Raw genomic sequence first — 25433 nt, forward strand, 5'->3', positions numbered from 1 at the left:
TGCCGGCGGTCGCGTCAGTCTGCCAGAGCGGCCAGGGCCCGCGACACCCCCTCCTCCTTCGGTCCCAGGAAGCGCGGTGCGGGCCGCAGGGTCGCGTCCAGCGCCGCCTTGCCGGCCGCGAAGACCTCGCGGGTGCTGCCGTAGTACCAGGTGGAGTCGTGCACGTCGGCGACCCCGACCCCGTACGAGTCCACGCCCGCGGCCCGGCACAGGGCGACGGCCCGTCGGATGTGGAAGCCCTGGCTGATCAGTACCGCCCGGTGCACCCCGAAGATCTCCTTGGCGCGGACACAGGAGTCCCAGGTGTCGAAGCCGGCGTAGTCGCTGACGACCCGGTCGTCCGGCACCCCGTGCCCGGTGAGGTAGGTGCGCATCGCGTCGGGCTCGTCGTACTCCTTGCGACTGTTGTCGCCGGTGACCAGGACGACCTTGACCTTGCCGGCGCGGTACAACTCGGCGGCCGCGTCCAGCCGGTCGGCCAGGTAGGGGGTGGGTCTGCCGTTCCACAGTCCGGCTCCGAACACCACCGCCACGTCGGCCGCCGGCGCGTCGGCCGTGGTCCGCAGTCGCGGCGCGGCGGCGGCGTGCGTCCAGGCCGAGGGCAGGAGCGCCAGCACGCAGCCGGCCATGACGGCCTGCACGGCCCGCCGCCGGGCCCTGACGGTGCGCAGCGGCAGCCTCTTCCCGATCCCGCGCATGTTTTCCCCCCGGTGACGCCCTCGGATGTGTCGCTGTTCAGGACGCGGGGACGGGGCGCGCGGTTTCGACGACCGCCCCGGGCGTGCGCCTCCCACCGGCGCCGGGCGGAAAGCACAGCGCCCCGCTGGCGCCGGTGAGCAGCCGGTAAAGACCCGTCACCCCGGCGCAACGCCCCGGCAACCTCGGCCCCGCAGGATCGGTTCATGACGGAGTCGGCGCACCCTCCCGAGTACCAGTCCCTCCCCCTCCCTCCCGCCACCGCCGCGGAGCTGCTGACGCGGATCACCGCGCAGCTCGGCACGCAGCTCAGCGGATTGCGCCCCCGGCACGGCCCGGGGGCCCGGCACCACGGAGTCCACGCATGCAGCCCACCCTCGTCGCCGTGGCCCACGGCAGCCGCGACCCTCGTGCCCTGCCCACCGTCGAGGCCCTGCTCGAACGGGTCCGTGAGCTCCGCCCCCGGCTCGACGTCCGGCTGGGGCACGTCGAGCTGAACCGGCCCCTGCTCGAAGACACCCTCGACCGCGCCACCGGCGAGGCCGTCCTGGTGCCGCTGCTGCTCAGCCGGGGGTACCACGTCAAGCGGGACCTGCCCGCGACCGCCGCCCGGGCCGGCCATCTGCGGACCCGGGTCGCCGAGCCGCTCGGTCCGCATCCGCTGCTGGTCGAGGCCCTGTTCGAGCGGCTGCTGGAGGCGGGCTGGAGCCCCGGCACGCCCGTCGTGCTGGCCTCGGCCGGTTCTCGCGACCCGGACGCCGCCGCCGACGTCCGCCTCGGCGCGGCCCTGCTCTCCGAGCGCCTCGGCGGGGTCGCCGTGGTCCCGGGCCACGCCTCGGCCGCCGCGCCGAGCGTGCCCGACGCCGTGCGGGCCCTGTCGCTCCGGACCGGGCGCCGGGTCGCCGTCGCCTCGTACTTCACCGCTCCCGGCCGGTTCGCCACCGCGAGCGCGGCCGCCGCGACCGGACCGGCCGCGGCGCCGCTGGGCGCGCACCCGGCGCTGGCCCGCCTGGTGGTGCGGCGGTACGAGGAGGCCCTGGCCCGTCGGGAACGGCCGTCGGAGCGGGCCGTCGCGTAGGAGGCGGGTTCGGTCGGATCGCCCGCCTTGACGGTGGTTCCGGTTACCGTCTGACCATGGAAGGCTTGGAAGGCACCACCGCACCCGCCCGTCCCGTCGACCCGTACGACCCGGCCGACACCGAGCGCTGGGCCGCCGAGCCCGACAAACGGCCCGGCCGGACCGCCTTCCAGCGGGACCGCGCCCGGGTGCTGCACTCCGCCGCGCTGCGCCGGCTCGCCGGCAAGACGCAGGTCGTCACCCCGGGCACGCGCTCGTACGACTGGGACGCGAGTCCTCGTACGCGGCTGACGCACTCGCTGGAGTGCGCCCAGATCGGCCGGGAACTCGGGCTGGCCCTCGGCTGCGATCCCGATCTGGTCGAGGCGTCCTGCCTCTCGCACGACATGGGCCACCCGCCGTTCGGCCACAACGGCGAGGAGGCGCTGAACGAGTTCGCGAAGGACTGCGGCGGCTTCGAGGGCAACGCCCAGTCGCTGCGCCTGCTGACCCGCCTGGAACCCAAGCGGTTCGTGCCCGATGCCGTGTCGGGCGAACTCGTCAGCGTCGGCCTGAACCTCACCCGGGCCTGCCTGGACGCCGCCACCAAGTACCCCTGGGCCCGCGGTGACCACCCCACCGACCCGGGCTCGGTCAAGTTCGGCGCGTACGAGGACGACCTGCCCGTCTTCGAGTGGCTGCGCCGTGGCGCGCCCGCCGACCGCAAGTGCTTCGAGGCCCAGGTCATGGACTGGGCGGACGACGTGGCGTACTCCGTCCACGACTTCGAGGACGGCCTGCACGCCGGCCACCTCGACCCGAACCTGCTCTTCGCGGAGCCCGAACGCGCCACGATCTGGCGGGTCGCCATCGGTCGCTACGTGCCGGCCGACACCGCGCCCGAGGAACTGCGCGAAGCCCTGGACCGGCTCATGGAGCAGGAGTGGTGGCCGCACGGCTACGACGGTTCCGCCATCGCGCAGGCCCGGTTGAAGGACGCCACCAGCCAACTGATCGGCCGTTTCTGCACGGCCGCCGAGACCGCGACCCGGGAGGCCCACGGGCCGGGCCGGTTGACCCGGTACTCCGCCGGACTGGTGGTCCCGCGCGAGGCGCGCAACGAATGCGCCGTCCTGAAGGCGGTCGCGGACCTGTACGTGATGCAGCGCGACGAGCAGGAGCGGGTCCGCGCCGACCAACGCGTCGTCCTGGCCGAACTCGCGGAGGCGCTCAGCGCCCGCGCGCCCGAGGGCCTGGAACCGCAGTTCAGGGCGATCTTCGACGCGGCGACGGACGACAAGGCCCGCAAGCGCGCGGTCGTCGACCAGATCGCCTGTCTCACCGACGCGTCCGCGCGCTCCCTTCACGCCCGTCTCACCAGAAGGCCCTGACGCACCGAAGGGTGAGCCGATCGGGCCATTCCCCCTTCACGGGGCAGGCTCAGTGCGGGACGCTCGCATGTGGTCGCATGTGGCGGAGAGGTTATGAGGAGGCATCAGGTGGTCGACGCACACCGAACATTCGTCATCGTCGGCGCGGGACTGGCCGGGGCGAAGGCGGCCGAGACGCTGCGGACCGAGGGGTTCACCGGCAGGGTGATCCTCATCGGCGACGAACGTGAGCATCCCTACGAACGGCCTCCGCTGTCCAAGGGCTACCTGTCGGGCAAGGAGGAGCGCGAGAGCGTCTTCGTCCACGAGCCGTCCTGGTACGCGCGCTCGGACATCGAGCTGCATCTGGGGCAGCCCGCGGTGCAGCTCGACCGGGACGCGAAGAAGGTGGTGCTGGGCGACGGCACCGCGCTGCACTACGACAGGTTGTTGCTGGCGACCGGTGCGGAGCCGCGCCGCCTCGACATCCCGGGCACCGGCCTCGCCGGCGTGCACCACCTGCGGCGGCTCGCGCACGCCGAGCGGCTGCGCAACGTCCTGGCCGGCCTGGGCCGGGACAACGGCCACCTGTTGATCGCGGGCGCGGGCTGGATCGGCCTGGAGGTCGCGGCGGCGGCCCGCGGGTACGGCGCCGAGGTGACCGTGGTCGAGCCGGAGGCGACCCCGCTGCACGCGGTGCTGGGCCCGGAGATCGGCCGGCTCTTCGCGGACCTGCACGCCGAGCACGGGGTCCGCTTCCACTTCGGCTCCCGGCTCACCGAGATCGTCGGGCACGACGGGATGGTGCTGGCCGCCCGTACCGACGACGGCGAGGAGCACCCGGCGCACGCGGTGCTCTCGGCGATCGGCGCGGCGCCGCGCACCGCGCTGGCCGAGACCTCGGGGCTGGCCCTGGTCGACCGGGAGCACGGCGGCGGGATCGCGGTGGACGCGTCCCTGCGGACCTCCGACCCGGACGTGTTCGCCGTCGGGGACGTGGCGGCGGCGCACCACCCGGTGCTCGGGGCCCGGCTGCGGGTGGAGCACTGGGCGAACGCCCTCAACGGCGGTCCGGCCGCGGCGCGGGCGATGCTGGGGCAGGAGGTCTCCTACGACCGGGTGCCGTACTTCTTCTCCGACCAGTACGACGTGGGCCTGGAGTACTCGGGGTACGCGCCGCCCGGCGGGTACGACCAGGTGCTGATCCGCGGGGACGTGGGGAAGCGGGAGTTCATCGCGTTCTGGTTGTCCGACGGCCGGGTGCTGGCCGGGATGAACGTGAACGTGTGGGACGTCACCGAGCACATCCAGGCCCTGATCAGGTCGAAGGCGCCGGTGGACCCGGGCAGGCTCTCGGATCCTTCGGTTCCGCTTTCCTCCCTGGTGGTGGCGGAGGGGGCCTGACGGGATTGCCGTCGCCCGGCCGTAGACTTCACGGGTGGCAGGACGGATCAACGACGACGACGTGAAGGCGGTACGGGACGCGGTCCCGATCGACGCCGTGGTCTCCGACTACCTCCAGCTCCGCAACGCGGGCGGCGGCAACCTCAAGGGCCTCTGCCCCTTCCATGACGAGAAGTCCCCGTCCTTCCAGGTCAGCCCCGGCAAGGGGCTGTACCACTGCTTCGGCTGCCAGGCGGGCGGGGACACCCTCGACTTCATCATGAAGATCGACCACCTCTCCTTCTCGGAGGCGGTCGAACGGCTCGCGGGCCAGGCCGGCATCACCCTGCGGTACGAGGAGGGCGGCTACACCGCCGGCACCAGCGGCCGCGGCGAGCGGATCCGCCTGGTCGAGGCGCACAAGGCCGCCGCGCAGTTCTACGTGGAGCAGCTCGACGGCGCCGAGGCCGAGATCGGCCGCAAGTTCCTGGCGGAGCGCGGCTTCGACCAGGCGGCCGCCACGCACTTCAGCGTGGGCTACAGCCCGGCCGGCTGGGACCACCTGACCCGGTTCCTGCGCGGCAAGGGCTTCACCGACAAGGAACTGATCACCTCCGGGTTGGCCCAGGACAGCCGCAGCGGCAAGCCCATCGACCGGTTCCGCGGTCGGCTGATGTGGCCGATCCGCGACATCAGCGGCGAGGTCGTCGGCTTCGGCGCGCGCAAGCTGCGCGACGACGACAACGGCCCCAAGTACCTGAACACCCCCGAGACCGCGATCTACAAGAAGTCCCAGGTCCTCTACGGCATCGACCTGGCCAAGAAGGAGATCGCCAAGACCTCCCGGGCCGTGGTCGTCGAGGGCTACACCGACGTCATGGCCTGCCACATGGCCGGGGTCACCACGGCCATCGCGACCTGTGGCACCGCCTTCGGCGGGGACCACATCAAGATCCTGCGGCGCCTGCTGATGGACAACGCCACGGCCGAGGTGATCTTCACCTTCGACGGCGACGCCGCCGGCCAGAAGGCGGCGCTGCGCGCCTTCGAGGACGACCAGAAGTTCGCGGCCGAGACCTCGATCACCGTCGCCCCCGGCGGCATGGACCCCTGCGACCTGCGCCTGGCACAGGGCGACGCCGCCGTGTCGGGGCTGGTGGAGGCCCGGACCCCGCTGTTCGAGTTCGCCCTGCGGCACATCGTGTCCCGACACAACCTGGAGAACCCGGCGGGGCGCGCTGCCGCGCTGGCCGAGGCGGCGCCGGTCGTCGCCAGCATCAAGGACCTGTCGATCCAGCACGAGTCCGCGGTCCAACTGGCCGGCATGCTCGGCATCCTCGACGAGCAGTTCGTCGTCAAGCGGGTCGCCCAGTTGGCGCGGTGGGCGCGCGAGCGCGGCAACCAGCCGCAGCAGCAGGGTCGGGGCCGCCCCCGGGAGGAGGCCGCCCCCACCACCGCGCCGGCGGCGTTCGGCGGCGGGCCCGCGCTGAACCTGCGCAGCCCCGCCCACCGCACCGAGCGGGAGCTGCTCAAGCTGGCGCTCCAGCGACCGGCCCTGGTCTCCCCCGCGTTCGACGCGTACGGGATCGACGAGTTCACGGCCCCTCCCTACGCGGCGGTCCGCCAGGCCATCCAGGACGCCGGCGGCGCCTCCCAGGACACCGACGACTACCTGGCCCGGGTCCGCGAGGCCGCCCCGAACGACACCGTCCGCGCGATGGTCACGGAGCTGGCGGTGGAGGCCATCCACGCCAAGACGGTCGACGAGATCTACGCCGGGGTCCAGCTGGTGCAGGTCCGCCTGCGCGCCGTCGACCGCCGGGTCCTGGAGATCCAGGGCACGCTGACCCGCCTGAGCCCGCAGGCCCCGCCGGAGCAGCACGCGGCGGTCCAGGAGGAGCTGTGGGTGCTCCAGCAGTACGGTCGGCGGCTGCGCAACCGGGGTGCCGAGGGGCTGTAGCCCCGCGACGCCCCTCCCCTCCCCTCGGTCGGGTGGGGCCGGTCAGCGGCCGAGCCAGTCGCCGCCGGGGATCTCGGTGCCGGAGGCGGCCAGGTCCCGGGCGAGCAGCGGGGAGGCCAGGTACACCCACGCGGGCACCGGGGTGCCGTCCCGGAGCAGGGCCTCGCGGACGACCCGGTCGTACAGGTTGCCCGGCCGGTCCGGTCCCTCGTACTCCTCCAGCAGGTCGAGCGCGACCAGCAGTTCCGCGTACCGGCCGGGGGCCGCGGTGATCAGCTCGCCGCGTATCGCGGCGCCGGGGCGCGCGACGGCGTACGGATATCCGGGGCCTTCGTAGAGGACGGCGTCCGGGAGCGTGGCCGGCGTCTCGGCGACGACCCGGCCCCGCAGGAACAGGTCGTGGTTGACCTCGCCGGGGCGCAGGGTGCCGTACACGAAGAACGGCAGGGGTGATCCGGCCGATTCCGGCCGATCGACCGATGTCACGGGGTGCTCCTTCGGGTTCCACTGGACGTTCGGCGGGGTCGGACCCGGGCCGAAAGGCCCGACTTCCCCCGCCCGATCCCACCGTACGCACCGCTGTTACACAATCTCCCGGTCCCCGTGACGGGCCCCGTCCATCATCGGATTCCGCCCGTCCCCCACCCCACGGCTGTCCTCCTCCATGACGCGATCGATCCACCGCTCCCTCGCCGCCCTGCTGCTGTGCGCCCTCGCCGCGGTGGCGGGCGGCTGTGCCTCGCCCGACGGGCTCGCCGCGGGCGAGCCGGCGCCCCCGGTTTCCATCCAGCCCCGACCCGAACCGCTCTGGCCGGCCTGGGGCGACGACTCCCCCCGTTCCCCGGGCGCGGAGGCCGGCAACGGACGCACGCCCCCGGCGCCGCTGCCGCACGCCCCCGCCCTCGGCCCGAACGGTCTGGCGGGGGTGGACGTCGCGGCCGTCGTGCGGGCGGACCGGAACATGGCGCACTACGCGACCCGGGGCCGGATCGACGGCCCCGGCGAGCCCGGCCTGCGACCGCCCGTGTACCTGGATCTGACCGGCGACGGGAAGCCCGAACTGATCGTCGCGGCCGACACGGACTCGGGGCGCACCGCGCTGACCGTGTACACGGCGCAGGACGGGAAGATCGTTCCCGTGCTCTTCGCGACGGGCCGGCGGATGGCGGTCGAGTCCCTCGGCCGGGACCTGCTGACCCGCACGGCGGCGGACGCGGGCGGCCGGCAGGCCGTCCGCTACCAGTGGGACGGGCAGCGGATGACGGTCGTCAGCGAGGAGCGCCGCTACGGCGGGTGCGGCTCCGGCGGTACGTCCGGGGCGCCGTCCGCCCCCGGGGTCTCCTCGGGGGCGCAGCGCGGGCGGGTGGGCCGGTGAGGCGCCTCGGGGCGCGGGTGCGGCGGCTGCCGGGGGTACTCGGTCTGCGCTGGAAGATCGCTGCCCTGTTGGCCGTGGGGTGCTCGCTCGTCGCCGTCACCATCGGCCTGTTGATCCACGACGCTCGGGTCCGTCAGGTCGGGGAGGCCGCGCGGGCGGGCGCCGTGGCCCAGTTGGTCCGGGTACGACAGGTGTACGAGCTGACGGGCGGGCTCGACTTCGGCAGGGTCGGGGAGATCGACGCGCGGATCGACTGTCCGGGTCTGCCGCCGGGGCTTCGGGAGGCGGCCCTCGCGGGTCGGCGCACGACCTGGCTCGACCTGGGCGGGGAGCACCCGACGGTGTGGGCGGCCCGGCCGGTGGGCGGGGAGCACGTGCTGTCCGTACGACGGTCACTGGCTCACGAGCGGGCCGAACTGAACGATTTGGACACGCAGTTGGTGGCGTACGGGGTGGGTGTCGTGGCCCTGGCGGCGGTCGGCGGTGCGCTGCTCGCCAGCCGGATGAGCCGGGACCTGCGGGCGGCGGCGGAGACGGCCCGGCGGATCAGCGAGGGGGATCTGGACGCGCGGATCGGCCCGACGGGGACGCCGGGCACGCGCGACGAGGTGGCCGAACTGTCGGCGGCCGTCGACACCATGGCCGCCAGTCTCCAGCAACGGCTGGAAGCGGAACGCCGGTTCACGGCGGACGTGGCGCACGAGCTGCGGACTCCGCTGACGGGCCTGCACACGGCCGCGGAACTGCTGCCGCCCGGACGGCCGACGGAACTGGTGCGCGACCGGGTCGCGGCGCTGCGGACCCTGACGGAGGACCTGCTGGAGGTGGCACGACTGGACGCGGACCGGGAGGAGGCCCGCCTGGAGGAGCATCCACTGGGGCCGCTGACGGTGTCGATCACGCGGCGCTCCGGGGTGGCGGCGGAGATCGTCGGGGGCGAGGCCGCCGGGTCCGTCCGCACGGACGCCCGCCGGTTGGAGCGGATCCTGACGAACCTGCTGGTCAATGCCCGGCGCCATGGCGCGGGCCCGATCTCGGTCACGGTGTCCGGGAACACGGTGACGGTCCGGGACCAGGGGCCCGGCTTCCCGGAGGAGGTGCTGCGGGAGGGGCCCCGGCGGTTCCTGACGGGGACGCCGGAGCGGGGCCAGGGCACGGGGCTCGGTCTGACCATCGCGCTCGGTCAGGCGGCGGTGATCGGCGCCGCGGTCACCCTGTCCAACCCTCCCCCGGCCGGCGCCTCGGCGGTGGTCACGCTCCCCGACGCCTGAGGGTCCGGCGGCGGGGCGGTCCGGAGGTTCGGGCCCGGGGGCGGGCGGGGCGCGGTTCACCCGTCCGGCCGGGGGCCGCAGATGACCCGAACACCGCTCTTGACCTGCGAGAACGATCGCAGGACCGGCATACCTGACACCTCATCGACAGGCACGAAGGCTCCACCCCGGGTTACCTCGGAATCACGACCCCGCGTCCCGAGGAGTCCCCATGCGCCGACGCACCGCACACGTGCTCACCGCCACCGCGCTGACCGCCGTCGCCTTCGCCGGCCCGGTCGCCGGAGCGGTCGCCGCCGCGGACCTCGGCATGCCCGGCTTCATCGCGGGGGACTTCGCCCCGTTGGAGGTGTGGCCCAAGTCCGCCGTCGCCGGGGCCACCGTCACCGTGAACACGAACGCGTGCGGCCCCGCCGGCAGCGCCGACGGCGACGCCACCACCGTGGGCGGCGGCCGATTCAAACTGGTCCCGGGTACCCACAAGGAGGTCGTCGTGGGGCAGTTCCAGGTCTCCCGCCACCACGGACCCGGCACCTACGACATCGGGGTGACCTGCGCGAACGGCAAGTTCGCCACCGGCAACCTGGTCGTCACAGAACGCGGCCCGCAGGGCCACGTCCACACCGGGGTGGGTGGCGGGACGACCGCCACGGCCAACCCCGCCAAGATCGCGGCGGGAGCGGCCGTCCTGGCCGCGGTCGCCGTGTGCGGTACCTGGCTCATGCGTCGCCGGGCGAGCGGCACGCAGAGCTGACGGAGGCCCGCCGCGGCTTCGGCCGCGGTCCGACCGGTACCGCACCCCGTCGCCCGCCCCGCGAGGTCCCCCCGTTCGCGGGGTCGGGCGACGGATCAGCCACAGGATCTGCACGCCGAACGCAAGGGGGCAGACATGGACACCTCCCGCGCCGCCGGCCGCGGCGGGCTCCTCGCCCTGGCCGCGTGCGTCGGCGTCTGGCTCGTCTCCAGCGGCTCCGCCGAGACCGCGGGACCGCCGCTGCCCTCCCCCGCCGAGGCCCTGAACACGTTGAGCGCCCAGGCCTCGTACCCCGGCAGCATCGATCCGCTGCCCGGCTCCCCGCCCATCCGGATCCGGATCCCCGTCATCCGCGTGGACGCCCCGCTGACCGGTCTGGGCCTGGAGCGCGACGGCAGCCTCCAGGTGCCGCCGCCCGCCCGGCGCGACCTCGCGGGCTGGTACCGGGAGGGCGTCACGCCGGGCGCCGTCGGCACGGCCGTCGTCGCCGGTCACGTCGACCACGCCACCGGTCCCGCCGTCTTCTACCACCTGGGCGCGCTGCACCGCGGGGCGGCGATCGAGGTGGCACGCGCGGACGGACGCACGGCGGTGTTCACCGTCCACGCCGTCGAGGTGTACGACGCCGAGGACTTCCCCGACGACCGCGTGTACGGGCCTTCGCCGCGCGCCGAACTCCGGGTGATCACCTGCGGCGGTGGCTTCTCGCCGCGTACGGGCTACCGGGGCAACGTCGTCGTCTTCGCGCACCTGACGGGAACCCACTAACCCGGTCGTCGAAGTGGCGCCGGTAGGGCCCGCGGTGTCCGGGGCGGGTGCCCGGTCGGGGCGCGGGGCCGATCGACCCGCCGCCGCGCCGCGCCGCGCCGCACGGACGGGCGGGCGGGCGGGCGCGCGGGCCCGAGGAGCCGTGCCGCGCGGCCCTACGGCGCGTCAGACCACGGCGAGCCGGTCCACCAGCAGATCGACCCTGCGCTCGGCGTCACCCCGGGGCAGCCGTCCCGCCCGGGTCAGGGTGGCCAGCCCGTGCAGGGCCGCCCAGAAGACCTCGGTGAACAGCGCCGGGTGGACGCCTTCCCCGGCCACTTCGCCGAGGGTCTCCGACAGGGCCGCGAAGGCGTCCTTCAGCGGCTCCGGGGTCTCCTCGTCGGCGAACGCCAGGCCGCCGTCGAGTTGGAACATGGCGTCGTAGACCGCCGGATTGCGCTCGGCGAAGTCGAGGTGGGCGCGGGCGAGGGCGGCGACCCGGGCGCGCGGGCCGTCCGCGGCGGAGGCCGCGGCCCGCAGCGCCGCGGCCATCTCGGCGGCGCCCTCCAGGGCGACGGCGCCGATGATCTCGCGCTTGCCGCGGAAGTGGCTGTAGAGGACGGGCTGGCTGTACTCGATGCGCTCGGCGAGCCGGCGGGTGGTGACCGCGTCCCAGCCCTGCTGTTCGGCGAGTTCGCGGGCCGTCGTCACGATGAGGCGCTCGCGGACCGCTCGTTCGCGCTCCTTGCGTTCCTGTACCGACATGATTCGATCCTAGCACCGCTAGACAATCAAGCGTCAGCAGGACTAGCGTTGCCTCATCACCTAGCACCGCTAGATTCCAGGAGGAGCAGCCATGCTCAACGCACTCGAGATCGTCACCACCGTGATCGTCGGCCTCATGGTGGGAGTGGAGTTCTCCGTCGCCTTCGTCATCAACCCGATCCTCAACGCCCTCCCCGACGACAGCAACCAACGCGGCCGAAGCCACGGCGCCCGGATGCTCGGAGCCGTCATGCCGGTCTGGTACATCGGCTCGCTCGTCCTCGTCGCGGTCTGGGCCACGACCGGCCGGCACCACGACGGCGCCGGACTCGTCGTCACCGCAGGCGCACTGCTGATCCTCAGCGTGGTCATGTCGCTCCTGCTGCTCGTCCCGATCAACAACCAGAGCAAGACGTGGACCACCGAGAACCGGCCCGCCGGCTGGAAGGAGCAGATGAACCGCTGGGACCGCTTCCACTACGTCCGCGTCGCCGTCATCATCGCCGCCTTCGCCCTGCTGGTCACCGCCCTCGCCTGAGCCCGCGTGCCGACACCACGCCGGCTGCGCCCGATCCCCGCGCGCCACGCCCCGCCGGGGTGCCGGTCAGCCCCACTGCTCGATGCCGAGCTTCACCACCAGCGCCCCGACCACCGTCAGCAGCACGGCGCGGACGAATCCGCTGCCCTTGCTGAGGGCCATCCGGGCCCCGACCATGGCGCCGGCCAGGTTGAAGGCGGCCATCAGGGCGGCGAGTTGCCACAGCACCATGCCCTGGTACGCGAACATCGCCAGCGCCCCGGCGTTCGTGCAGCAGTTGACGATCTTGGCGGTGGCCGAGGCGGTGACCAGGTCGAGATGGAGCAGCGCGGTGAGGGCCAGCACGAGGAAGGTCCCGGTGCCGGGGCCGATCAGGCCGTCGTAGAAGCCGATGCCGAGACCCGCGAGACCGATGGCCAGCAGGACCCGGTGTCGACTCACGGGCGCGGTGGACGGGGCGGCGCCGAAGCCCGGCTTGAAGATGACCACGCCCGCGACCACGACGAGCACGCCCATGATCAGGGGCCGCAGCGCGTCCTTGCTGATCCCGCCGGCCAGCGCGGCGCCCCCCATCGACCCGACGAGCGCGGCGAGGCCGATCCGGACGGCGAGCTTCACGTTCACCGGCGCCTTGCGCACGTACGTCACGGCGGCGCCGGCGGTGCCGACGATGGCCACGGCCTTGTTCGTACCGAGCACGGTGGCGGGATGGGCGTTCGGCAGGCCGAGCAGCAGGGCGGGCAGGAGCAGCAGGCCGCCGCCGCCCACCACCGCGTCGATCCAGCCGGCCGCGGCGGCGGCCACGCAGAGGACGACGATCATGGTCGTGGATATGTCAGGCACGGCCTCGACCCTAGGCAACGGATGGGTGCAGGAACCATCAATCGTCGGAAACTTGCGCAAAGGTTGAGCTTTGGCGGGCCGGCGCCCGATCGGGAGCGGAACGGCAGGGCGGTGGCCGGCGCCCGGGCCATCAGGAACAGCACGACAACGCCTCACCGGCCCTTGGACCCGGTGCTGAGGTGCGCGTTCCGTCCGGGTAACAACGGCGATGCGGCGGGGAAACAGCAGCCGCGCACGCTCGTGCCATGACGGCGGAGCGGCAGCGCACGGCGGTGGTCCGCAGCGGCCCGTCCCCCCCCCCCCCCCCCCCCCCCCCCCCCCCCTGCCCACCGACCCGCCCACCGACGACGGAGGCTCCTGATCATGGCCGCAGCCACGCCCACGCCCACCCCCGCCATCGTGCTCATCGGCCACGGCATGGTCGGGCAGCGCTACCTGGAGGCCCTCGCCGAACGCGGGGCCACGGCCACGCACCGCGTCACCGTGCTCTGCGAGGAGCCCCGGCCCGCCTACGACCGGGTCCACCTGACCTCGTACTTCTCCGGCACCACCGCAGAGGACCTGTCGATGGTCCCGGACGGGTTCATGGCCGAGCACGGGATCGACCTGCACCTCGGCGACCCGGCCGAGCGCATCGACCGCGAGGCCCGCACCGTGGTGTCCCGCTCGGGCCGGGTGTTCCCGTACGACGTGCTCGTCCTGGCGACCGGCAGCTTCCCCTTCGTGCCGCCGGTCCCCGGCAACGACGCCCCCGGCTGCTTCGTGTACCGCACCATCGAGGACCTGCTGGCCATCGAGGAGTACGCGAGGACCCGTACCGCGGGCGCGGTCGTCGGCGGCGGGCTCCTGGGGCTGGAGGCCGCGGGCGCCCTCCAGGGCCTGGGGCTGGTCACCCGCGTCGTGGAGTTCGCCCCGCGCCTGATGCCCGCGCAGGTGGACGACGGCGGCGGCGGGGCCCTGCTGCGCACCATCGAGAACATGGGGCTGACGGTGCACACCGGCGTCGGCACCCAGGAGGTGCTCACCGGCGAGGACGGCTCGGTCACCGGCATGAGGCTGTCCGACGGATCCACCGTGGACACGGAACTGGTGGTCTTCTCCGCCGGGGTCCGCCCCCGTGACCAGCTCGCCCGTGACAGCGGGCTGACCGTCGGGGAGCGCGGCGGGATCGGTGTGGACGCCCGCTGCCGCACCTCCGACCCGCGCGTCTACGCCATCGGCGAGTGCGCGCTCGCCTCCGACGGACGGGTCTACGGACTGGTGGCCCCCGGCTACGAGATGGCCGAGACGGCCGCCGACGACCTGCTCGGCCGGGAGAAGGAGTTCACCGGCGCCGACCTGTCCACCAAGCTCAAGCTGCTCGGCGTGGACGTGGCCTCCTTCGGTGACGCGCACGGCACCACCCCGGGCTGCCTCGACGTCGTCTACTCGGACGCCCGGTCCGGCGTCTACAAGAAGCTGGTCGTCGCCCCCGACGGGGTGCTGCTGGGCGGGGTCCTGGTCGGGGACGCGGACGCGTACGGGCTGCTGCGCCCGCTCACCGGGAGCGTGCCGCCCGTCGCCCCCGAGCAGTTGGTGCTGCCGGCGGGGGCCGGCGCGCCCGTCGCGCTCGGCCCGTCGGCGCTCCCGGACAGCGCGGTGATCTGCTCCTGCCACAACGTCACGAAGCAGGCCATCACCGCCTGTGCCGACCTGCCCGAGGTCAAGAAGTGCACCAAGGCGGGCACCGGCTGCGGCAGTTGCCTCAAGGTCATCGGACAGCTGCTGCCGGCCGCCGCCGACAAGGGACTGTGCGGCTGCTTCCCCTTCAGCCGGGCCGAGTTGTACGAGATCGTCCGCACCCGCCGACTGACCTCGTACCGGGAGATCCTGGACGCCCACGGCCGCGAGGGCGCCCGGGGCGGCGACGGCTGCGAGGTCTGCAAGCCGACCGTCGGGTCGATCATCGCCTCCCTGGCCCCGACGCTCGGCGCGAGCGGCTACGTCCTCGACGGGGAGCAGGCCGCCCTCCAGGACACCAACGACCACTTCCTGGCGAACCTCCAGCGCAACGGCTCGTACTCGGTCGTCCCGCGCATCCCCGGCGGGGAGATCACCCCCGACAAGCTGATCGTGATCGGCGAGGTGGCCCGCGACTTCGGCCTCTACACGAAGATCACCGGCGGGCAGCGCATCGACCTCTTCGGGGCGAGCGTGGACCAGCTCCCGCGGATCTGGGCGCGGCTGGTGGACGCCGGCTTCGAGTCGGGGCACGCCTACGGCAAGGCCCTGCGGACGGTGAAGTCCTGCGTCGGGCAGACCTGGTGCCGCTACGGGGTGCAGGACAGCGTCCGGATGGCCATCGACCTGGAGCTGCGCTACCGGGGCCTGCGCGCCCCGCACAAGCTGAAGTCGGCGGTGTCCGGCTGCGCCCGCGAGTGCGCGGAGGCCCAGAGCAAGGACTTCGGGGTCATCGCCACCGCGAGCGGCTGGAACCTCTACGTCGGCGGCAACGGCGGGGCCACCCCGCGCCACGCCGACCTGCTGGCCCAGGACCTGTCCGACGCCGAACTCGTCCGGCTCATCGACCGGTTCCTGATGTTCTACATCCGCACGGCCGACCGACTGGAGCGCACCTCCACCTGGTTGGAGCGGCTGGAGGGCGGCCTCGACCACCTGCGGGACGTCGTCGTGCACGACTCGCTCGGGCTGTGCGCGGAGCTGGAGGCCCTGATGGCCGACCACGTCGCGCACTACCGCGACGAATGGGCCGAGACGCTCCAGGACCCGGAGCGCCTGGGCCGGTTCGTGTCCTTCGTCAACGCGCCCGGCGCCCCCGACCCGACGGTGCGCTTCGTACCCGAACGCGACCAGGTCAAGCCCGACCTGGCGATCCTGACCCTGGAGCCCGTGGGAGGCACCCGATGAACGTGGAACTGAGGCTGGACGATCGCTGGCTCGCCGTGTGCGAGCTGTCCTCGCTCGTGCCGGGGCGCGGCGTCGCGGCGCTGCTGCCCGACGGGAGTCAGGCCGCGGTGTTCGTCGACCGCGCGGGGCGCCCGTACGCCATCGGCAACCAGGACCCCTTCACCGGCGCGCACGTGCTGTCGCGGGGGCTGGTGGGGTGCGCGCGGGGCAGGACGTTCGTGGCGTCGCCCCTGCTGAAGCAGCGTTTCGACCTGGAATCGGGGCGCTGCCTGGACGACGAGGAGGTGGCGGTCCGAACCTACCCGGTGCGGACCACCGCGACCTCCGTGACCACCCCGACCTCCGCGACCCCTGCGACGCCGACGGCCTCCGAGGCGCCCGCGACCGCCGCGCCGTCCGCCGCGTTCGCGCTGTCGGCCGGGACCGTCACGGTCTCCGTCTGAGGATCAGCCCTGGATCATCGCCGGGTCCATCCACATGATCTCCCAGGTGTGGCCGTCGAGGTCCTCGAAGGCCCGGCCGTACATGACGCCGTGGTCCTGGGCGGCGCGCGGCTCGGTGGCGCCCGCGCCGAGGGCCCCGTCGACCAGTTCGTCCACGGCGGCACGGCTCTCGGCGTTCAGACACAGCAGCACCTCGGTGCTGGTGGAGGTGTCGGTGATGGCCTTGTGGGTGAAGTCCTTGAAGCGGGCCTCGGTGAGGAGCATCGCGACGATCGTGTCGCTGATGACCATCGAGGCGCAGTTCTCGTCGCTGAACTGGGCGTTGAAGGAGTAGCCGAGCTTGCCCCAGAAGGCCTTGCTGGCGTCGAGGTCCTTGACCGGCAGGTTGACGAAGATCATGGTGGAGGACATCTCGGTCTCTCTTCTCTCGCGGGTGCCGCAGCGGTTTCCGTTGCGTTCGAGGGATAGACCGCGGGGGGCGGTGAAACTCATCGGTCCCGGCGAAAACTTTCCGGGATTCTCGTGCGGGGCACGCGGCGAGGGTCGGACGGGCGCCCGGGGCGCCGTCGCGAGCGGACCCGCGGCCGGCGGCGGCGCCGGGCCCCGGAGGCCCCGGTCGGGGGATTGACCTCGCGCAGGTCGCTCCCGCGTCATGAGGAATTGACATCACGTCAACTCGACACCCCTAGGTTCCTCGACGCGTGCGACCTCGCCGCCCACCCGGACGCCGAGGCCCGTCTCCCCCAGGAGTGACCGTGGAACGTCGTACCTTCCTGCGCGGCGCCGTCATCGGCTCCTCGGCCGCCGCCTTCGCCGGCACGCTGACGCGCGGGGCCGCCCACGCCGCGCCCGCCCAGCCCGGCGCCGGACCCTACGGGGCGCTCGGCACGGCCGACGCCAACGGCATCATGCTGCCCGCCGGTTTCACCAGCCGCGTCGTCGCCCGCTCCGGGCAGGTCGTCGGCGGCACTTCGTACGCCTGGCACCAGGCTCCCGACGGCGGCGCCTGCTTCGCCGACGGCACCGGCTGGATCTACGTGTCGAACTCGGAGATCAACCCGAGTGGCGGCGCGAGCGCCGTGCGGTTCGACGCCGCCGGCGCCGTCACCGGCGCCTACCGGATCCTCTCCGGCACCCGACAGAACTGCGCCGGCGGCAAGACCCCCTGGAACACCTGGCTGTCCTGCGAGGAGGTCGACCGCGGCTTCGTGTACGAGACCGACCCGTACGGGCTCAACGCCTCAGTCCAACGGCCCGCGCTGGGCCGCTTCAAGCACGAGGCGGCCGCCGCCGACCCCGTCCGCAAGGTGATCTACCTGACCGAGGACGAGACGAACGGCTGCTTCTACCGCTTCGTCCCCACCACCTGGGGCAACCTCTCCGCCGGCACCCTCCAGGTCCTGAAGGCCGGCAGCGCCACCTCCGGCTCCTTCACCTGGGCCACCGTCCCCGACCCGGACGGCTCCCCGACCGTCACCCGCAGCCAGGTCTCCGGCGCCAGGAAGTTCAACGGCGGCGAGGGCTGCCACTACGCGAACGACACGGTCTGGTTCACCACCAAGGGCGACAACCGGGTCTGGCGGTTGAACCTCGCCTCCGGCACCTACGAGTTGACCTACGACGACTCGCTGGTCCCCGGCGGGGCGGCCCCGCTGACCGGCGTGGACAACGTCACCGGGTCCTCGTACGGGGACCTGTACGTCGCCGAGGACGGCGGCAGCATGGACATCTGCGTGATCACCCCGGACGAGGTGGTGGCCCCGTTCCTGAGGATCACCGGCCAGTCCTCCTCGGAGATCACCGGCCCCGCCTTCTCCCCCGCGGGCAACCGGCTGTACTTCAGCAGTCAGCGCGGCACGAGCGGCAGCTCCGCCGGCGGCATCACCTACGAGGTCTCGGGCCCCTTCCGCGTGTAGGGCCCGGGTCCCGCCGCGGACTCCGGCGCCGCGGGAGTCCGGGCCCCGCACGGGTCCGGACCCCCGCGGCCACCGGCCGGGCCTCACCCCGGCCGGTTCGGCCGCACCGGGTCTCAGGACGCCACGGCCCCGCCCTTGAGCAGGGCCGCGCCCAGCGGGGTCACCGTGTGCAGCACGGCGTTGCCCCGCCGCAGGGTGGTGACCAGGCCCGCCTCGCGCATCACACAGGCGTGCTGGCTCGCCGAGGCCAGGGAGACCCCGGCCCGGCGGGCCAGCTCACTCGTGGTGGCGCCGTCACCGATGGCCCGCAGCACCACCGAGCGGGTGTGTCCGACGAGCTTGCCCAGGGTGCGCTGGCGGTGCTCCTCCACCGGCCGGGTGACCTCGCCCCCGGGCGTCGTCGAGGCGAGCTGGGCCGCCGCCGGGTAGACGAGCACCGGTGGCAGTTCCGGGTCCTGCAGGGTCACCGCCGTGCGCCGGCAGAAGAAGGACGGCTGGAGCAGCAGCCCGCGCCCCCGCAGCCGCACGTCCCGGTCCACGGGGTAGTCGCACTCCAGGACCGGGGCGCGCCAGCGCAGCATCGGCGGCAGCGAGGCCAGCAGCTCGTCCGCGCCGCCGTCCAGCAGGTCCCGGCCCCGGGCGGCCCGCTCGGCCTCGATCTGCGCCTGGATGTGCGTCCAGTACGGCTCGACGGCCGCCCGGTGGTAGCCGCGCAGCTCCGCCAGCAGCCTCGGCAGGTGCTTGGTCCCGCCGTCCATGAAGTCCCGCAGGCGTCGCGGGACCAGGGTGTCGGCGCCGTCGCTCACGCCCGAGGGCATGCCGAACGCCGCCCCGAAGCCGGCTCCCGTGCCCAGCAGCGTCAGCTCCCGCCGCATGCGTTCGGGACGGATCCCGCGCAGCGCGTCGAGGCCCACGTCCCACCCGTACTGACCCTCTAGCGGAGTCAGGAAATCCGGGAAATAGCCGCGCCCCGGTATCAGCGCGCCGAGGAGCCTTGTTTCACCATTCAACCGGCTCCGGGTTTCCGTACGCCATTCACCGAACAGCCGGGCATCGCGCCGGTCCCTTAAACGGTGAAAACTGAGAATCGTTTCCCACAACGCATCGGGACGTGCTGCCATCCGTACGCGTGCGAGGTCCACTCCCGTGAAATGGATACGAAGCACCGAACCCCCACCTGTGCAACCGCAATCCCCCCGCCCCATGAGTATGCATGCCGTCACACGTGGTCACCACGCCCTTTCGGCCACAGTTGAAACCCCTTTCGGCGGGGGCGTGACAACCGAAATCCTGTACTCCGCCGGGCACACTCCAGTGCGACCGAAACGCTCCGTGAAGGCCGTGGGGGGCTTTGCGGGGCCTGGCGGTCGGTCGCACCGGGAAGCGCCGACGTGTCCGGCGGATAGGCGGCAGGCGGTGGACGGGTGGGGATCCGTCCACCGCCTGGTGCCGTAAAGGCCCGGTGAATATGCGTGCTGCGAAAGCAGGCCGCGCCCGGCCCCGGTGGTCAGGAATCCCGGGGACGGGCGCGGCCTTGGGAACCGGTTCGACTCGGAAGGGTTCGTGCCCGACCGAGCCGTTCCGGAACCCGGCTCAGGGAGGACTCAGCGGCTGTCCGAGCCCTTGGACTCGGCCGCAGCGCGGCCCGCTTCCAGGCGCGCCACCGGGATCCGGAACGGCGAGCAGGAGACGTAGTCCAGGCCGACCTCGTGGAAGAAGTGCACCGACTCGGGGTCACCGCCGTGCTCGCCGCAGACGCCGAGCTTGAGGTCGGGGCGGGTGGCCCGGCCGGCCTCGACGGCGCTGCGGACCAGCGCGCCCACGCCGTCCTTGTCGATGGTCTCGAAGGGCGAGACCCCGAAGATGCCCTTCTCCAGGTAGGCGGTGAAGAAGCTGGCCTCGACGTCGTCGCGGGAGAAGCCCCACACCGTCTGGGTCAGGTCGTTCGTGCCGAAGGAGAAGAACTGCGCGGCCTCGGCGATCTGACCGGCGGTCAGCGCGGCGCGGGGCAGCTCGATCATGGTGCCGATGCTCAGCTTGAGGTGGGTGCCGGTGGCGGCCTCGACCTCGGCGATGACCTGGTCGGCCTCGTCGCGGACGATCTCCAGTTCCTGCACGGTGCCGACGAGCGGGACCATGATCTCGGCGCGCGGGTCGCCCTTGGCGTTCTTGCGCTCGGCGGCGGCCTCGGCAATCGCCCGGACCTGCATCTTGAACAGACCCGGGATGACCAGGCCGAGGCGGACACCGCGCAGGCCCAGCATCGGGTTCTGCTCGTGCAGCTTGTGGACGGCCTGGAGCAGGCGCAGGTCGTTCTCGTTGGCGTCCTTGCGGGACTCGGCGAGGGCGACGCGGACCGACAGCTCGGTGATGTCGGGCAGGAACTCGTGCAGCGGCGGGTCCAGGAGGCGGACGGTGACGGGCAGGCCGTCCATGGCCTCGAACAGCTCGACGAAGTCCTTCTTCTGCAGCGGCAGCAGGGCACTGAGTGCCTCTTCGCGCTCGCCGTCGGTGTCCGCGAGGATCAGTCGCTCCACCAGTTCGCGGCGCTCGCCGAGGAACATGTGCTCGGTGCGGCACAGGCCGATGCCCTGGGCGCCGAAGCGACGGGCGCGCAGCGCGTCCTCGGCGTTGTCGGCGTTGGCGCGCACCCGCAGCCGGCGGACGCGGTCCGCGTAGGCCATGATCCGGTGCACGGCGGCGACCAGCTCGTCGGCGTCGTCGGCGCCGGCGTGCATGCGGCCCTCGAAGTACTCGACGACCGGGGACGGTACGACGGGTACCTCACCGAGGTAGACCTTGCCGGTGGAGCCGTCGATGGAGACGACGTCGCCCTCTTCGATGACCGTGTCGCCGACCGTCATCCGACGGCGCTTGGTGTCGACGTCGAGCTCCTCGGCACCGCAGACACAGGTCTTGCCCATGCCGCGGGCCACGACGGCGGCGTGCGAGGTCTTGCCGCCGCGCGAGGTCAGGATGCCCTCGGAGGCGATCATGCCGTCCAGGTCGTCCGGGTTGGTCTCGCGGCGGATCAGGATGACCTTCTCGCCCGAGCGGGACCACTTGACGGCCGTGTACGAGTCGAAGACGGCCTTGCCGACGGCCGCGCCCGGGGAGGCGGCGATGCCGCGGCCCAGCAGGGTGGTCTTGGCGTCCTCGTCGAAGCGCGGGAACATCAGCTGCGCCAGCTGGTGGCCGGTGACGCGCTGGAGGGCCTCGGCCTCGTCGATCAGGCCCTGGTCCACGAGCTGGGTGGCGATGCGGAAGGCGGCGCCGGCGGTGCGCTTGCCGACGCGGGTCTGGAGCATCCACAGCTGGCCGCGCTCGATGGTGAACTCGATGTCGCAGAGATCCTTGTAGTGGGTCTCCAGCGTCTCCATGATCGTCATGAGCTGGTCGTAGGAGGCCTTGTCGATGCCCTCCAGGTCCGCCAGCGGGACGGTGTTGCGGATGCCCGCGACCACGTCCTCGCCCTGGGCGTTCTGCAGGTAGTCGCCGTAGACGCCCTGGTGGCCGCTGGCCGGGTCGCGGGTGAAGGCGACGCCGGTGCCGGAGTCGGGGCCCAGGTTGCCGAAGACCATGGAGCAGATGTTGACCGCGGTGCCCAGGTCGCCGGGGATGCGCTCCTGGCGGCGGTAGAGCTTGGCGCGGTCGGTGTTCCAGGAGTCGAAGACCGCCTCGACGGCGAGGTCCATCTGCTCGCGGGGGTCCTGCGGGAACTCGCGGCCGGCCTCGCTCGAGACGATCTTCTTGAACTGCTTGACGAGCTTCTTCAGGTCGGCGGCGTCGAGGTCGGTGTCGACGGTGACCTTCTTGGCGGCCTTGGCGGCCTCCAACGCGTCCTCGAACAGTTCGCCCTCGACGCCCAGGACGGTCTTGCCGAACATCTGGATGAGGCGGCGGTACGAGTCCCACGCGAAGCGCTCGTCGCCGGACTGGGAGGCGAGGCCGGTCACGGAGTCGTCGGAGAGACCGATGTTCAGGACGGTGTCCATCATGCCGGGCATCGAGAACTTCGCGCCGGAGCGCACGGAGACCAGCAGCGGGTCGTCCGACTGACCGAGCTTCTTGCCCATCTTCGCCTCGAGGGCGGCGAGGTGCGCGCTGACCTCGTCGCGCAGCTCGGCCGGGGCCTCGCCGCTTTCGAGGTAGACCTTGCAGGCCTCGGTGGTGATGGTGAAGCCGGGGGGGACCGGCAGACCGAGGTTGGTCATCTCGGCGAGGTTGGCTCCCTTGCCGCCGAGAAGGTCCTTGAGGTCCCGGTTGCCCTCGGTGAAGTCGTAGACGAGCTTCTGATCTTTGTTTTCCGACACGGGTCTCGACTCCTCGAGGACTCGGTGGCTGCCCTGACGGCCAGGAACATACCCAGATCGAAGGCTTCTGGGTACGTCCACTTGGTCGTCATGCGGCCGTAACCACCCGTGCGCCAGCCATTCGAAAGTAACCGAAGAGTAATGCGAAAGCCCGAAGGGCGTTCGAGTCCCGAAGGCGGAGGGGTCGATTGAGGCCTGATCACGCTCGGATGAGCGATCATCGATACATTTGCGTTCAAGAGTTGAACGAACAAAGGGTGGCACCCAGTGCCACCCTTTGAAAGTCTTACCCGTGACTTCCGTGCTCATCTGAGCGAAACCTGCCCCATGCGTGGCGTATATCACGCGACGTGGAGGGCGATTTGTCAGCCTCCGGAAGTGTCCAGCTCGGCTTCCTCGCCGACGCCGGCGCAGTCGTAAGGATCGTTCAACCAGCCCTCGGGCAGGACAACCCGGTTGTTTCCGGACGTCCGGCCGCGCGGACCGTCGGCGCTCTCGGGCCAACCTTGATCCAGATCCAGCTCGCTCAGATGAGCACCCAGCTCGGCCAGGGAAGACGTGACCGCGAGCCTGCCCCGCATCTCGGATCCGACGGCGAAGCCCTTGAGGTACCAGGCCACGTGCTTACGGAAGTCGATCACCCCGCGCGTCTCGTCGCCGATCCACTCCCCCAGCAGCTGGGCGTGCCGGAGCATGGTGGTCGCGACCTCGCGCAGCGTCGGCTTGTGGAAGTCCTCGGGGCGCCCCTCGAAGGCGGCCACCAGGTCGTTGAACAGCCACGGCCGCCCCAGGCAGCCACGCCCGACGACCACGCCGTCGCAGCCGGTCTCCCGCACCATGCGCAGCGCGTCCTCGGCGCACCAGATGTCGCCGTTGCCGAGCACCGGGATCTCCGGCACGTGCTCCTTGAGCCGCGCGATGGCGTCCCAGTCGGCGGTGCCGCCGTAGTGCTGGGCGGTGGTGCGCCCGTGCAGGGCGATGGCGGTCACCCCCTCCTCGACGGCGATCCGACCGGCGTCGAGGTAGGTGAGGTGGTCGTCGTTGATGCCCTTGCGCATCTTCATGGTGACGGGCAGGTCCCCGGCTCCCGCGACGGCCTCGCGCAGGATCGCGCGCAGCAGGTTGCGCTTGTACGGGAGGGCGGAGCCGCCACCCTTGCGGGTGACCTTGGGGACGGGGCAGCCGAAGTTGAGGTCGATGTGGTCGGCCCGGTCCTCTTCGACGATCATGCGGACGGCCTTGCCGACCGTGACGGGGTCCACCCCGTACAGCTGAATCGAGCGAGGTTTCTCGGTCTCGTCGAAGTGGATCAGCTGCATGGTCTTGTCGTTGCGCTCGACCAGGGCGCGGGTCGTGATCATCTCGCTCACGAACAGCCCCTTGCCGCCCGAGAACTCGCGGCAGAGGGTACGGAACGGGGCATTGGTGATGCCTGCCATCGGCGCGAGCACCACCGGGGGCTGCACGGTGTGCGGGCCGATCGCGAGAGGCGGAGGAAGCGTGGTCATCCGCCCATTGTCGCATCACGCATGTCGTTAGTTAGTCGTACTATCGGCAGCATGCGTGACTTGAGCCCCGGGCGGCGCACTCTCGTCTTGGCGATCTGCTGCATGAGCCTGCTCATCGTCAGTCTCGACACCACCGTCCTCAACGTCGCCCTGCCCGCCATCCGGCACGATCTGGACGCCTCGGTCGCAGGGATGCAGTGGACGATCGACGCCTACACCCTCGTGCTGGCCTCGCTGCTGATGCTGGCGGGGTCCACCGGGGACCGGCTCGGGCGCCGCAGGATCTTCGCCCTCGGGCTGGTGCTCTTCACCGCGGGCTCCCTGCTGTGCTCGCTCGCACCGAGCCTGGAATGGCTCATCGTCTTCCGCATGCTCCAGGCCGTGGGCGGCTCGATGCTCAACCCGGTCGCCATGTCGATCATCACCAACACCTTCACGGACCCGAAGGAACGAGCCCGCGCCATCGGCGTGTGGGGCGCCGTCGTCGGCATCTCCATGGCCGCCGGCCCCCTGATCGGCGGGCTGCTCGTGGACTCGGTCGGCTGGCGCTCCATCTTCTGGCTCAACCTTCCGATCGGATTGCTCGCCCTCGTCCTGACCCTGCGCTACGTCCCCGAGTCCCGGGCCGAGCACGCACGCCGCCCGGACCCGGTGGGCCAGCTCCTCGTCATGGCACTGCTGGGTTCGGTGACGTACGGGATCATCGAGGCCCCGGCCGCCGGCTGGACCTCGCCGCTGGTCATCGGCTGCGCGCTGACCGCCGCGGTCACCCTGGTGTGGCTGCTGCTGCACGAGAGCCGCCGGGCGGAGCCGCTGATCGACCCCCGGTTCTTCCGCAGCGCCCCCTTCAGCGGCGCGACGGTGATCGCGGTGAGCGCCTTCGCCGCGATGTCCGGGTTCCTCTTCCTGAACACCCTCTACCTCCAGGACGTGCTCGAGCTCGACGCCCTCGGCGCGGGCCTGTACATGCTGCCGATGGCCGCGATGGCCTTCCTCTGCGCGCCCGTGTCCGGGCGGCTCCTGGCCCGCTCCGGGCCGCGGCTGCCGCTGGTGATCGCCGGCGTGACGATGGCGGCGAGCGGCCTGCTCTTCGCGGCGTTCTCCGCCGAGACCTCGACCCCGATGATGTTCGCCGGCTACGTGCTCTTCGGCCTCGGCTTCGGGATGGTCAACGTGCCGATCACCAACGCGGCCGTCTCCGGGATGCCGCGCGCCCAGGCGGGCGTGGCGGCGGCGGTGGCCTCCACCAGCCGACAGACCGGGGCCACCCTCGGCGTCGCCGTGATCGGCGCGGTCCTGGCGGCCGGCACGTCGGGCGGCGCGAGCTTCGTGGAGGCGACCCGGCCCGCCTGGTGGATCATCACGCTCTGCGGTGCGTCGGTCCTCGCGGTCGGCCTCCTGACCACCGGCCCCTGGGCCCGCGCGACGGCCCTGCGCACGGCGAGCACCCTGGAGGCCCCGAGCCGCGACATCGGTGCACGGGTCTCCTGAGGGCCGTCCCTCACCCCTGGCGGATCGGCGCACGGCGTCGGACGCGGTGCGCCGCAAGGCGGAGGGGCTTTTTCGTACCGGGCGCATTCGGGTCTT

The 25433-nt window shown here is 72.4% G+C and carries 20 protein-coding genes and 1 pseudogene; 13 read left to right on the forward strand and 8 right to left on the reverse strand.

Features of this window, described 5'->3' with window-relative positions; all coding sequences use genetic code 11:
* Positions 1-14: 14 nt before the first annotated feature.
* Positions 15-698, reverse strand: coding sequence for a SanA/YdcF family protein (locus tag ACQEVM_RS28440; RefSeq protein ID WP_433083660.1), 684 nt, complete (start codon positions 696-698; stop codon positions 15-17).
* A 204-nt stretch (positions 699-902) separates the two neighbouring features.
* Here ACQEVM_RS28440 and ACQEVM_RS28445 point away from each other — a divergent pair.
* From ACQEVM_RS28445 to dnaG, 4 genes and pseudogenes are all read left to right on the forward strand, one after another.
* A pseudogene (locus tag ACQEVM_RS28445) lies at positions 903-1774 on the forward strand (sirohydrochlorin chelatase).
* A gap of 56 nt (positions 1775-1830) precedes the next feature.
* Positions 1831-3144 carry a deoxyguanosinetriphosphate triphosphohydrolase gene (locus ACQEVM_RS28450; RefSeq protein WP_329445422.1) on the forward strand — a complete coding sequence of 438 codons (1314 nt, stop codon included), beginning with the start codon at positions 1831-1833 and terminating at the stop codon, positions 3142-3144.
* Between the two features lie 108 nt (positions 3145-3252).
* Positions 3253-4527, forward strand: a complete 1275-nt coding sequence (locus tag ACQEVM_RS28455) for an NAD(P)/FAD-dependent oxidoreductase (protein WP_433083663.1) — start codon at positions 3253-3255, stop codon at positions 4525-4527.
* A 34-nt stretch (positions 4528-4561) separates the two neighbouring features.
* Complete coding sequence (gene dnaG / locus ACQEVM_RS28460) at positions 4562-6466, forward strand: DNA primase (RefSeq protein ID WP_433083665.1); 1905 nt, start codon at positions 4562-4564, stop codon at positions 6464-6466.
* Positions 6467-6508: 42 nt separating this feature from the next.
* Here dnaG and ACQEVM_RS28465 read toward each other — a convergent pair whose 3' ends face one another.
* On the reverse strand, positions 6509-6952 hold the full coding sequence (locus tag ACQEVM_RS28465; RefSeq protein WP_433083667.1) for a gamma-glutamylcyclotransferase family protein: 444 nt from the start codon (positions 6950-6952) through the stop codon (positions 6509-6511).
* Positions 6953-7130: 178 nt separating this feature from the next.
* Between ACQEVM_RS28465 and ACQEVM_RS28470 the strand changes: the two genes are divergently transcribed.
* The 4 genes from ACQEVM_RS28470 to ACQEVM_RS28485 all read left to right on the forward strand — a co-directional run bounded on the left by ACQEVM_RS28470 (position 7131) and on the right by ACQEVM_RS28485 (position 10634).
* Complete coding sequence (locus ACQEVM_RS28470) at positions 7131-7841, forward strand: hypothetical protein (protein ID WP_433083669.1); 711 nt, start codon at positions 7131-7133, stop codon at positions 7839-7841.
* A complete protein-coding gene (locus tag ACQEVM_RS28475; RefSeq protein ID WP_433083671.1) occupies positions 7838-9112 on the forward strand; it encodes an ATP-binding protein in 1275 nt (424 codons plus the stop codon). The genes ACQEVM_RS28470 and ACQEVM_RS28475 overlap by 4 nt, the downstream gene beginning before the upstream one ends.
* 211 nt (positions 9113-9323) lie before the next feature.
* Positions 9324-9866 (forward strand): hypothetical protein, encoded by a 543-nt coding sequence (locus tag ACQEVM_RS28480; RefSeq protein ID WP_433083673.1) that lies wholly within the window; start codon positions 9324-9326, stop codon positions 9864-9866.
* A 135-nt stretch (positions 9867-10001) separates the two neighbouring features.
* Entirely contained in the window at positions 10002-10634 is a 633-nt protein-coding gene (locus ACQEVM_RS28485) for a class F sortase (RefSeq protein WP_433083675.1), read from the forward strand.
* Between the two features lie 165 nt (positions 10635-10799).
* Here the strand turns inward: ACQEVM_RS28485 and ACQEVM_RS28490 are convergent, their stop codons facing one another.
* On the reverse strand, positions 10800-11378 hold the full coding sequence (locus tag ACQEVM_RS28490; protein ID WP_433083677.1) for a TetR/AcrR family transcriptional regulator: 579 nt from the start codon (positions 11376-11378) through the stop codon (positions 10800-10802).
* Between the two features lie 91 nt (positions 11379-11469).
* On the opposite strand from ACQEVM_RS28490, the gene ACQEVM_RS28495 reads away from it, so the two are divergent.
* Positions 11470-11916 carry a DUF1772 domain-containing protein gene (locus ACQEVM_RS28495; protein ID WP_433083679.1) on the forward strand — a complete coding sequence of 149 codons (447 nt, stop codon included), beginning with the start codon at positions 11470-11472 and terminating at the stop codon, positions 11914-11916.
* A 66-nt stretch (positions 11917-11982) separates the two neighbouring features.
* Here ACQEVM_RS28495 and ACQEVM_RS28500 read toward each other — a convergent pair whose 3' ends face one another.
* Entirely contained in the window at positions 11983-12759 is a 777-nt protein-coding gene (locus ACQEVM_RS28500) for a sulfite exporter TauE/SafE family protein (RefSeq protein ID WP_433083681.1), read from the reverse strand.
* Positions 12760-13122: 363 nt separating this feature from the next.
* Here ACQEVM_RS28500 and nirB point away from each other — a divergent pair, with 363 nt between their 5' ends.
* Entirely contained in the window at positions 13123-15666 is a 2544-nt protein-coding gene (gene nirB, locus ACQEVM_RS28505; protein WP_433083683.1) for a nitrite reductase large subunit NirB, read from the forward strand.
* Positions 15663-16109, forward strand: coding sequence for a nitrite reductase small subunit NirD (gene nirD, locus ACQEVM_RS28510; RefSeq protein ID WP_433083685.1), 447 nt, complete (start codon positions 15663-15665; stop codon positions 16107-16109). Before nirB ends, nirD begins: the two co-directional genes overlap by 4 nt.
* Positions 16110-16112: 3 nt before the next feature.
* Here the strand turns inward: nirD and ACQEVM_RS28515 are convergent, their stop codons facing one another.
* Positions 16113-16520 carry a VOC family protein gene (locus ACQEVM_RS28515; protein WP_433083687.1) on the reverse strand — a complete coding sequence of 136 codons (408 nt, stop codon included), beginning with the start codon at positions 16518-16520 and terminating at the stop codon, positions 16113-16115.
* Between the two features lie 344 nt (positions 16521-16864).
* Between ACQEVM_RS28515 and ACQEVM_RS28520 the strand changes: the two genes are divergently transcribed.
* Positions 16865-18025 carry an alkaline phosphatase PhoX gene (locus ACQEVM_RS28520; protein WP_433083689.1) on the forward strand — a complete coding sequence of 387 codons (1161 nt, stop codon included), beginning with the start codon at positions 16865-16867 and terminating at the stop codon, positions 18023-18025.
* 113 nt (positions 18026-18138) lie between these two features.
* Here ACQEVM_RS28520 and ACQEVM_RS28525 read toward each other — a convergent pair whose 3' ends face one another.
* The 3 genes from ACQEVM_RS28525 to dusB form a co-directional block, all read right to left on the reverse strand.
* A complete protein-coding gene (locus ACQEVM_RS28525) occupies positions 18139-19191 on the reverse strand; it encodes a helix-turn-helix domain-containing protein (protein WP_433083691.1) in 1053 nt (350 codons plus the stop codon).
* A 438-nt stretch (positions 19192-19629) separates the two neighbouring features.
* Complete coding sequence (gene ppdK, locus ACQEVM_RS28530) at positions 19630-22338, reverse strand: pyruvate, phosphate dikinase (RefSeq protein ID WP_433083693.1); 2709 nt, start codon at positions 22336-22338, stop codon at positions 19630-19632.
* A gap of 365 nt (positions 22339-22703) precedes the next feature.
* Positions 22704-23846, reverse strand: a complete 1143-nt coding sequence (dusB, locus tag ACQEVM_RS28535) for a tRNA dihydrouridine synthase DusB (RefSeq protein WP_433083695.1) — start codon at positions 23844-23846, stop codon at positions 22704-22706.
* Between the two features lie 51 nt (positions 23847-23897).
* Here dusB and ACQEVM_RS28540 point away from each other — a divergent pair, with 51 nt between their 5' ends.
* Positions 23898-25337: an MFS transporter gene (locus ACQEVM_RS28540; RefSeq protein WP_433083697.1), complete on the forward strand. Its 1440-nt coding sequence runs from the start codon at positions 23898-23900 to the stop codon at positions 25335-25337.
* The last annotated feature ends 96 nt before the right edge of the window (positions 25338-25433 follow it).

This window comes from Streptomyces sp. CA-243310 (assembly GCF_050936775.1).
GTDB lineage: Bacteria > Actinomycetota > Actinomycetes > Streptomycetales > Streptomycetaceae > Streptomyces.

Coding starts and splice junctions, on each gene's coding strand:
- ACQEVM_RS28480 (WP_433083673.1), top strand. CDS start 9,324: ATGCGCCGACGCACCGCACACGTGCTCACCGCCACCGCGCTGACCGCC.
- nirB (WP_433083683.1), top strand. CDS start 13,123: ATGGCCGCAGCCACGCCCACGCCCACCCCCGCCATCGTGCTCATCGGC.
- ACQEVM_RS28515 (WP_433083687.1), bottom strand. CDS start 16,520: ATGTCCTCCACCATGATCTTCGTCAACCTGCCGGTCAAGGACCTCGAC.
- ACQEVM_RS28470 (WP_433083669.1), top strand. CDS start 7,131: ATGACGCGATCGATCCACCGCTCCCTCGCCGCCCTGCTGCTGTGCGCC.
- dusB (WP_433083695.1), bottom strand. CDS start 23,846: ATGACCACGCTTCCTCCGCCTCTCGCGATCGGCCCGCACACCGTGCAG.
- ACQEVM_RS28450 (WP_329445422.1), top strand. CDS start 1,831: ATGGAAGGCTTGGAAGGCACCACCGCACCCGCCCGTCCCGTCGACCCG.
- ACQEVM_RS28540 (WP_433083697.1), top strand. CDS start 23,898: ATGCGTGACTTGAGCCCCGGGCGGCGCACTCTCGTCTTGGCGATCTGC.
- ACQEVM_RS28440 (WP_433083660.1), bottom strand. CDS start 698: ATGCGCGGGATCGGGAAGAGGCTGCCGCTGCGCACCGTCAGGGCCCGG.
- nirD (WP_433083685.1), top strand. CDS start 15,663: ATGAACGTGGAACTGAGGCTGGACGATCGCTGGCTCGCCGTGTGCGAG.
- ACQEVM_RS28490 (WP_433083677.1), bottom strand. CDS start 11,378: ATGTCGGTACAGGAACGCAAGGAGCGCGAACGAGCGGTCCGCGAGCGC.
- ACQEVM_RS28495 (WP_433083679.1), top strand. CDS start 11,470: ATGCTCAACGCACTCGAGATCGTCACCACCGTGATCGTCGGCCTCATG.
- ACQEVM_RS28485 (WP_433083675.1), top strand. CDS start 10,002: ATGGACACCTCCCGCGCCGCCGGCCGCGGCGGGCTCCTCGCCCTGGCC.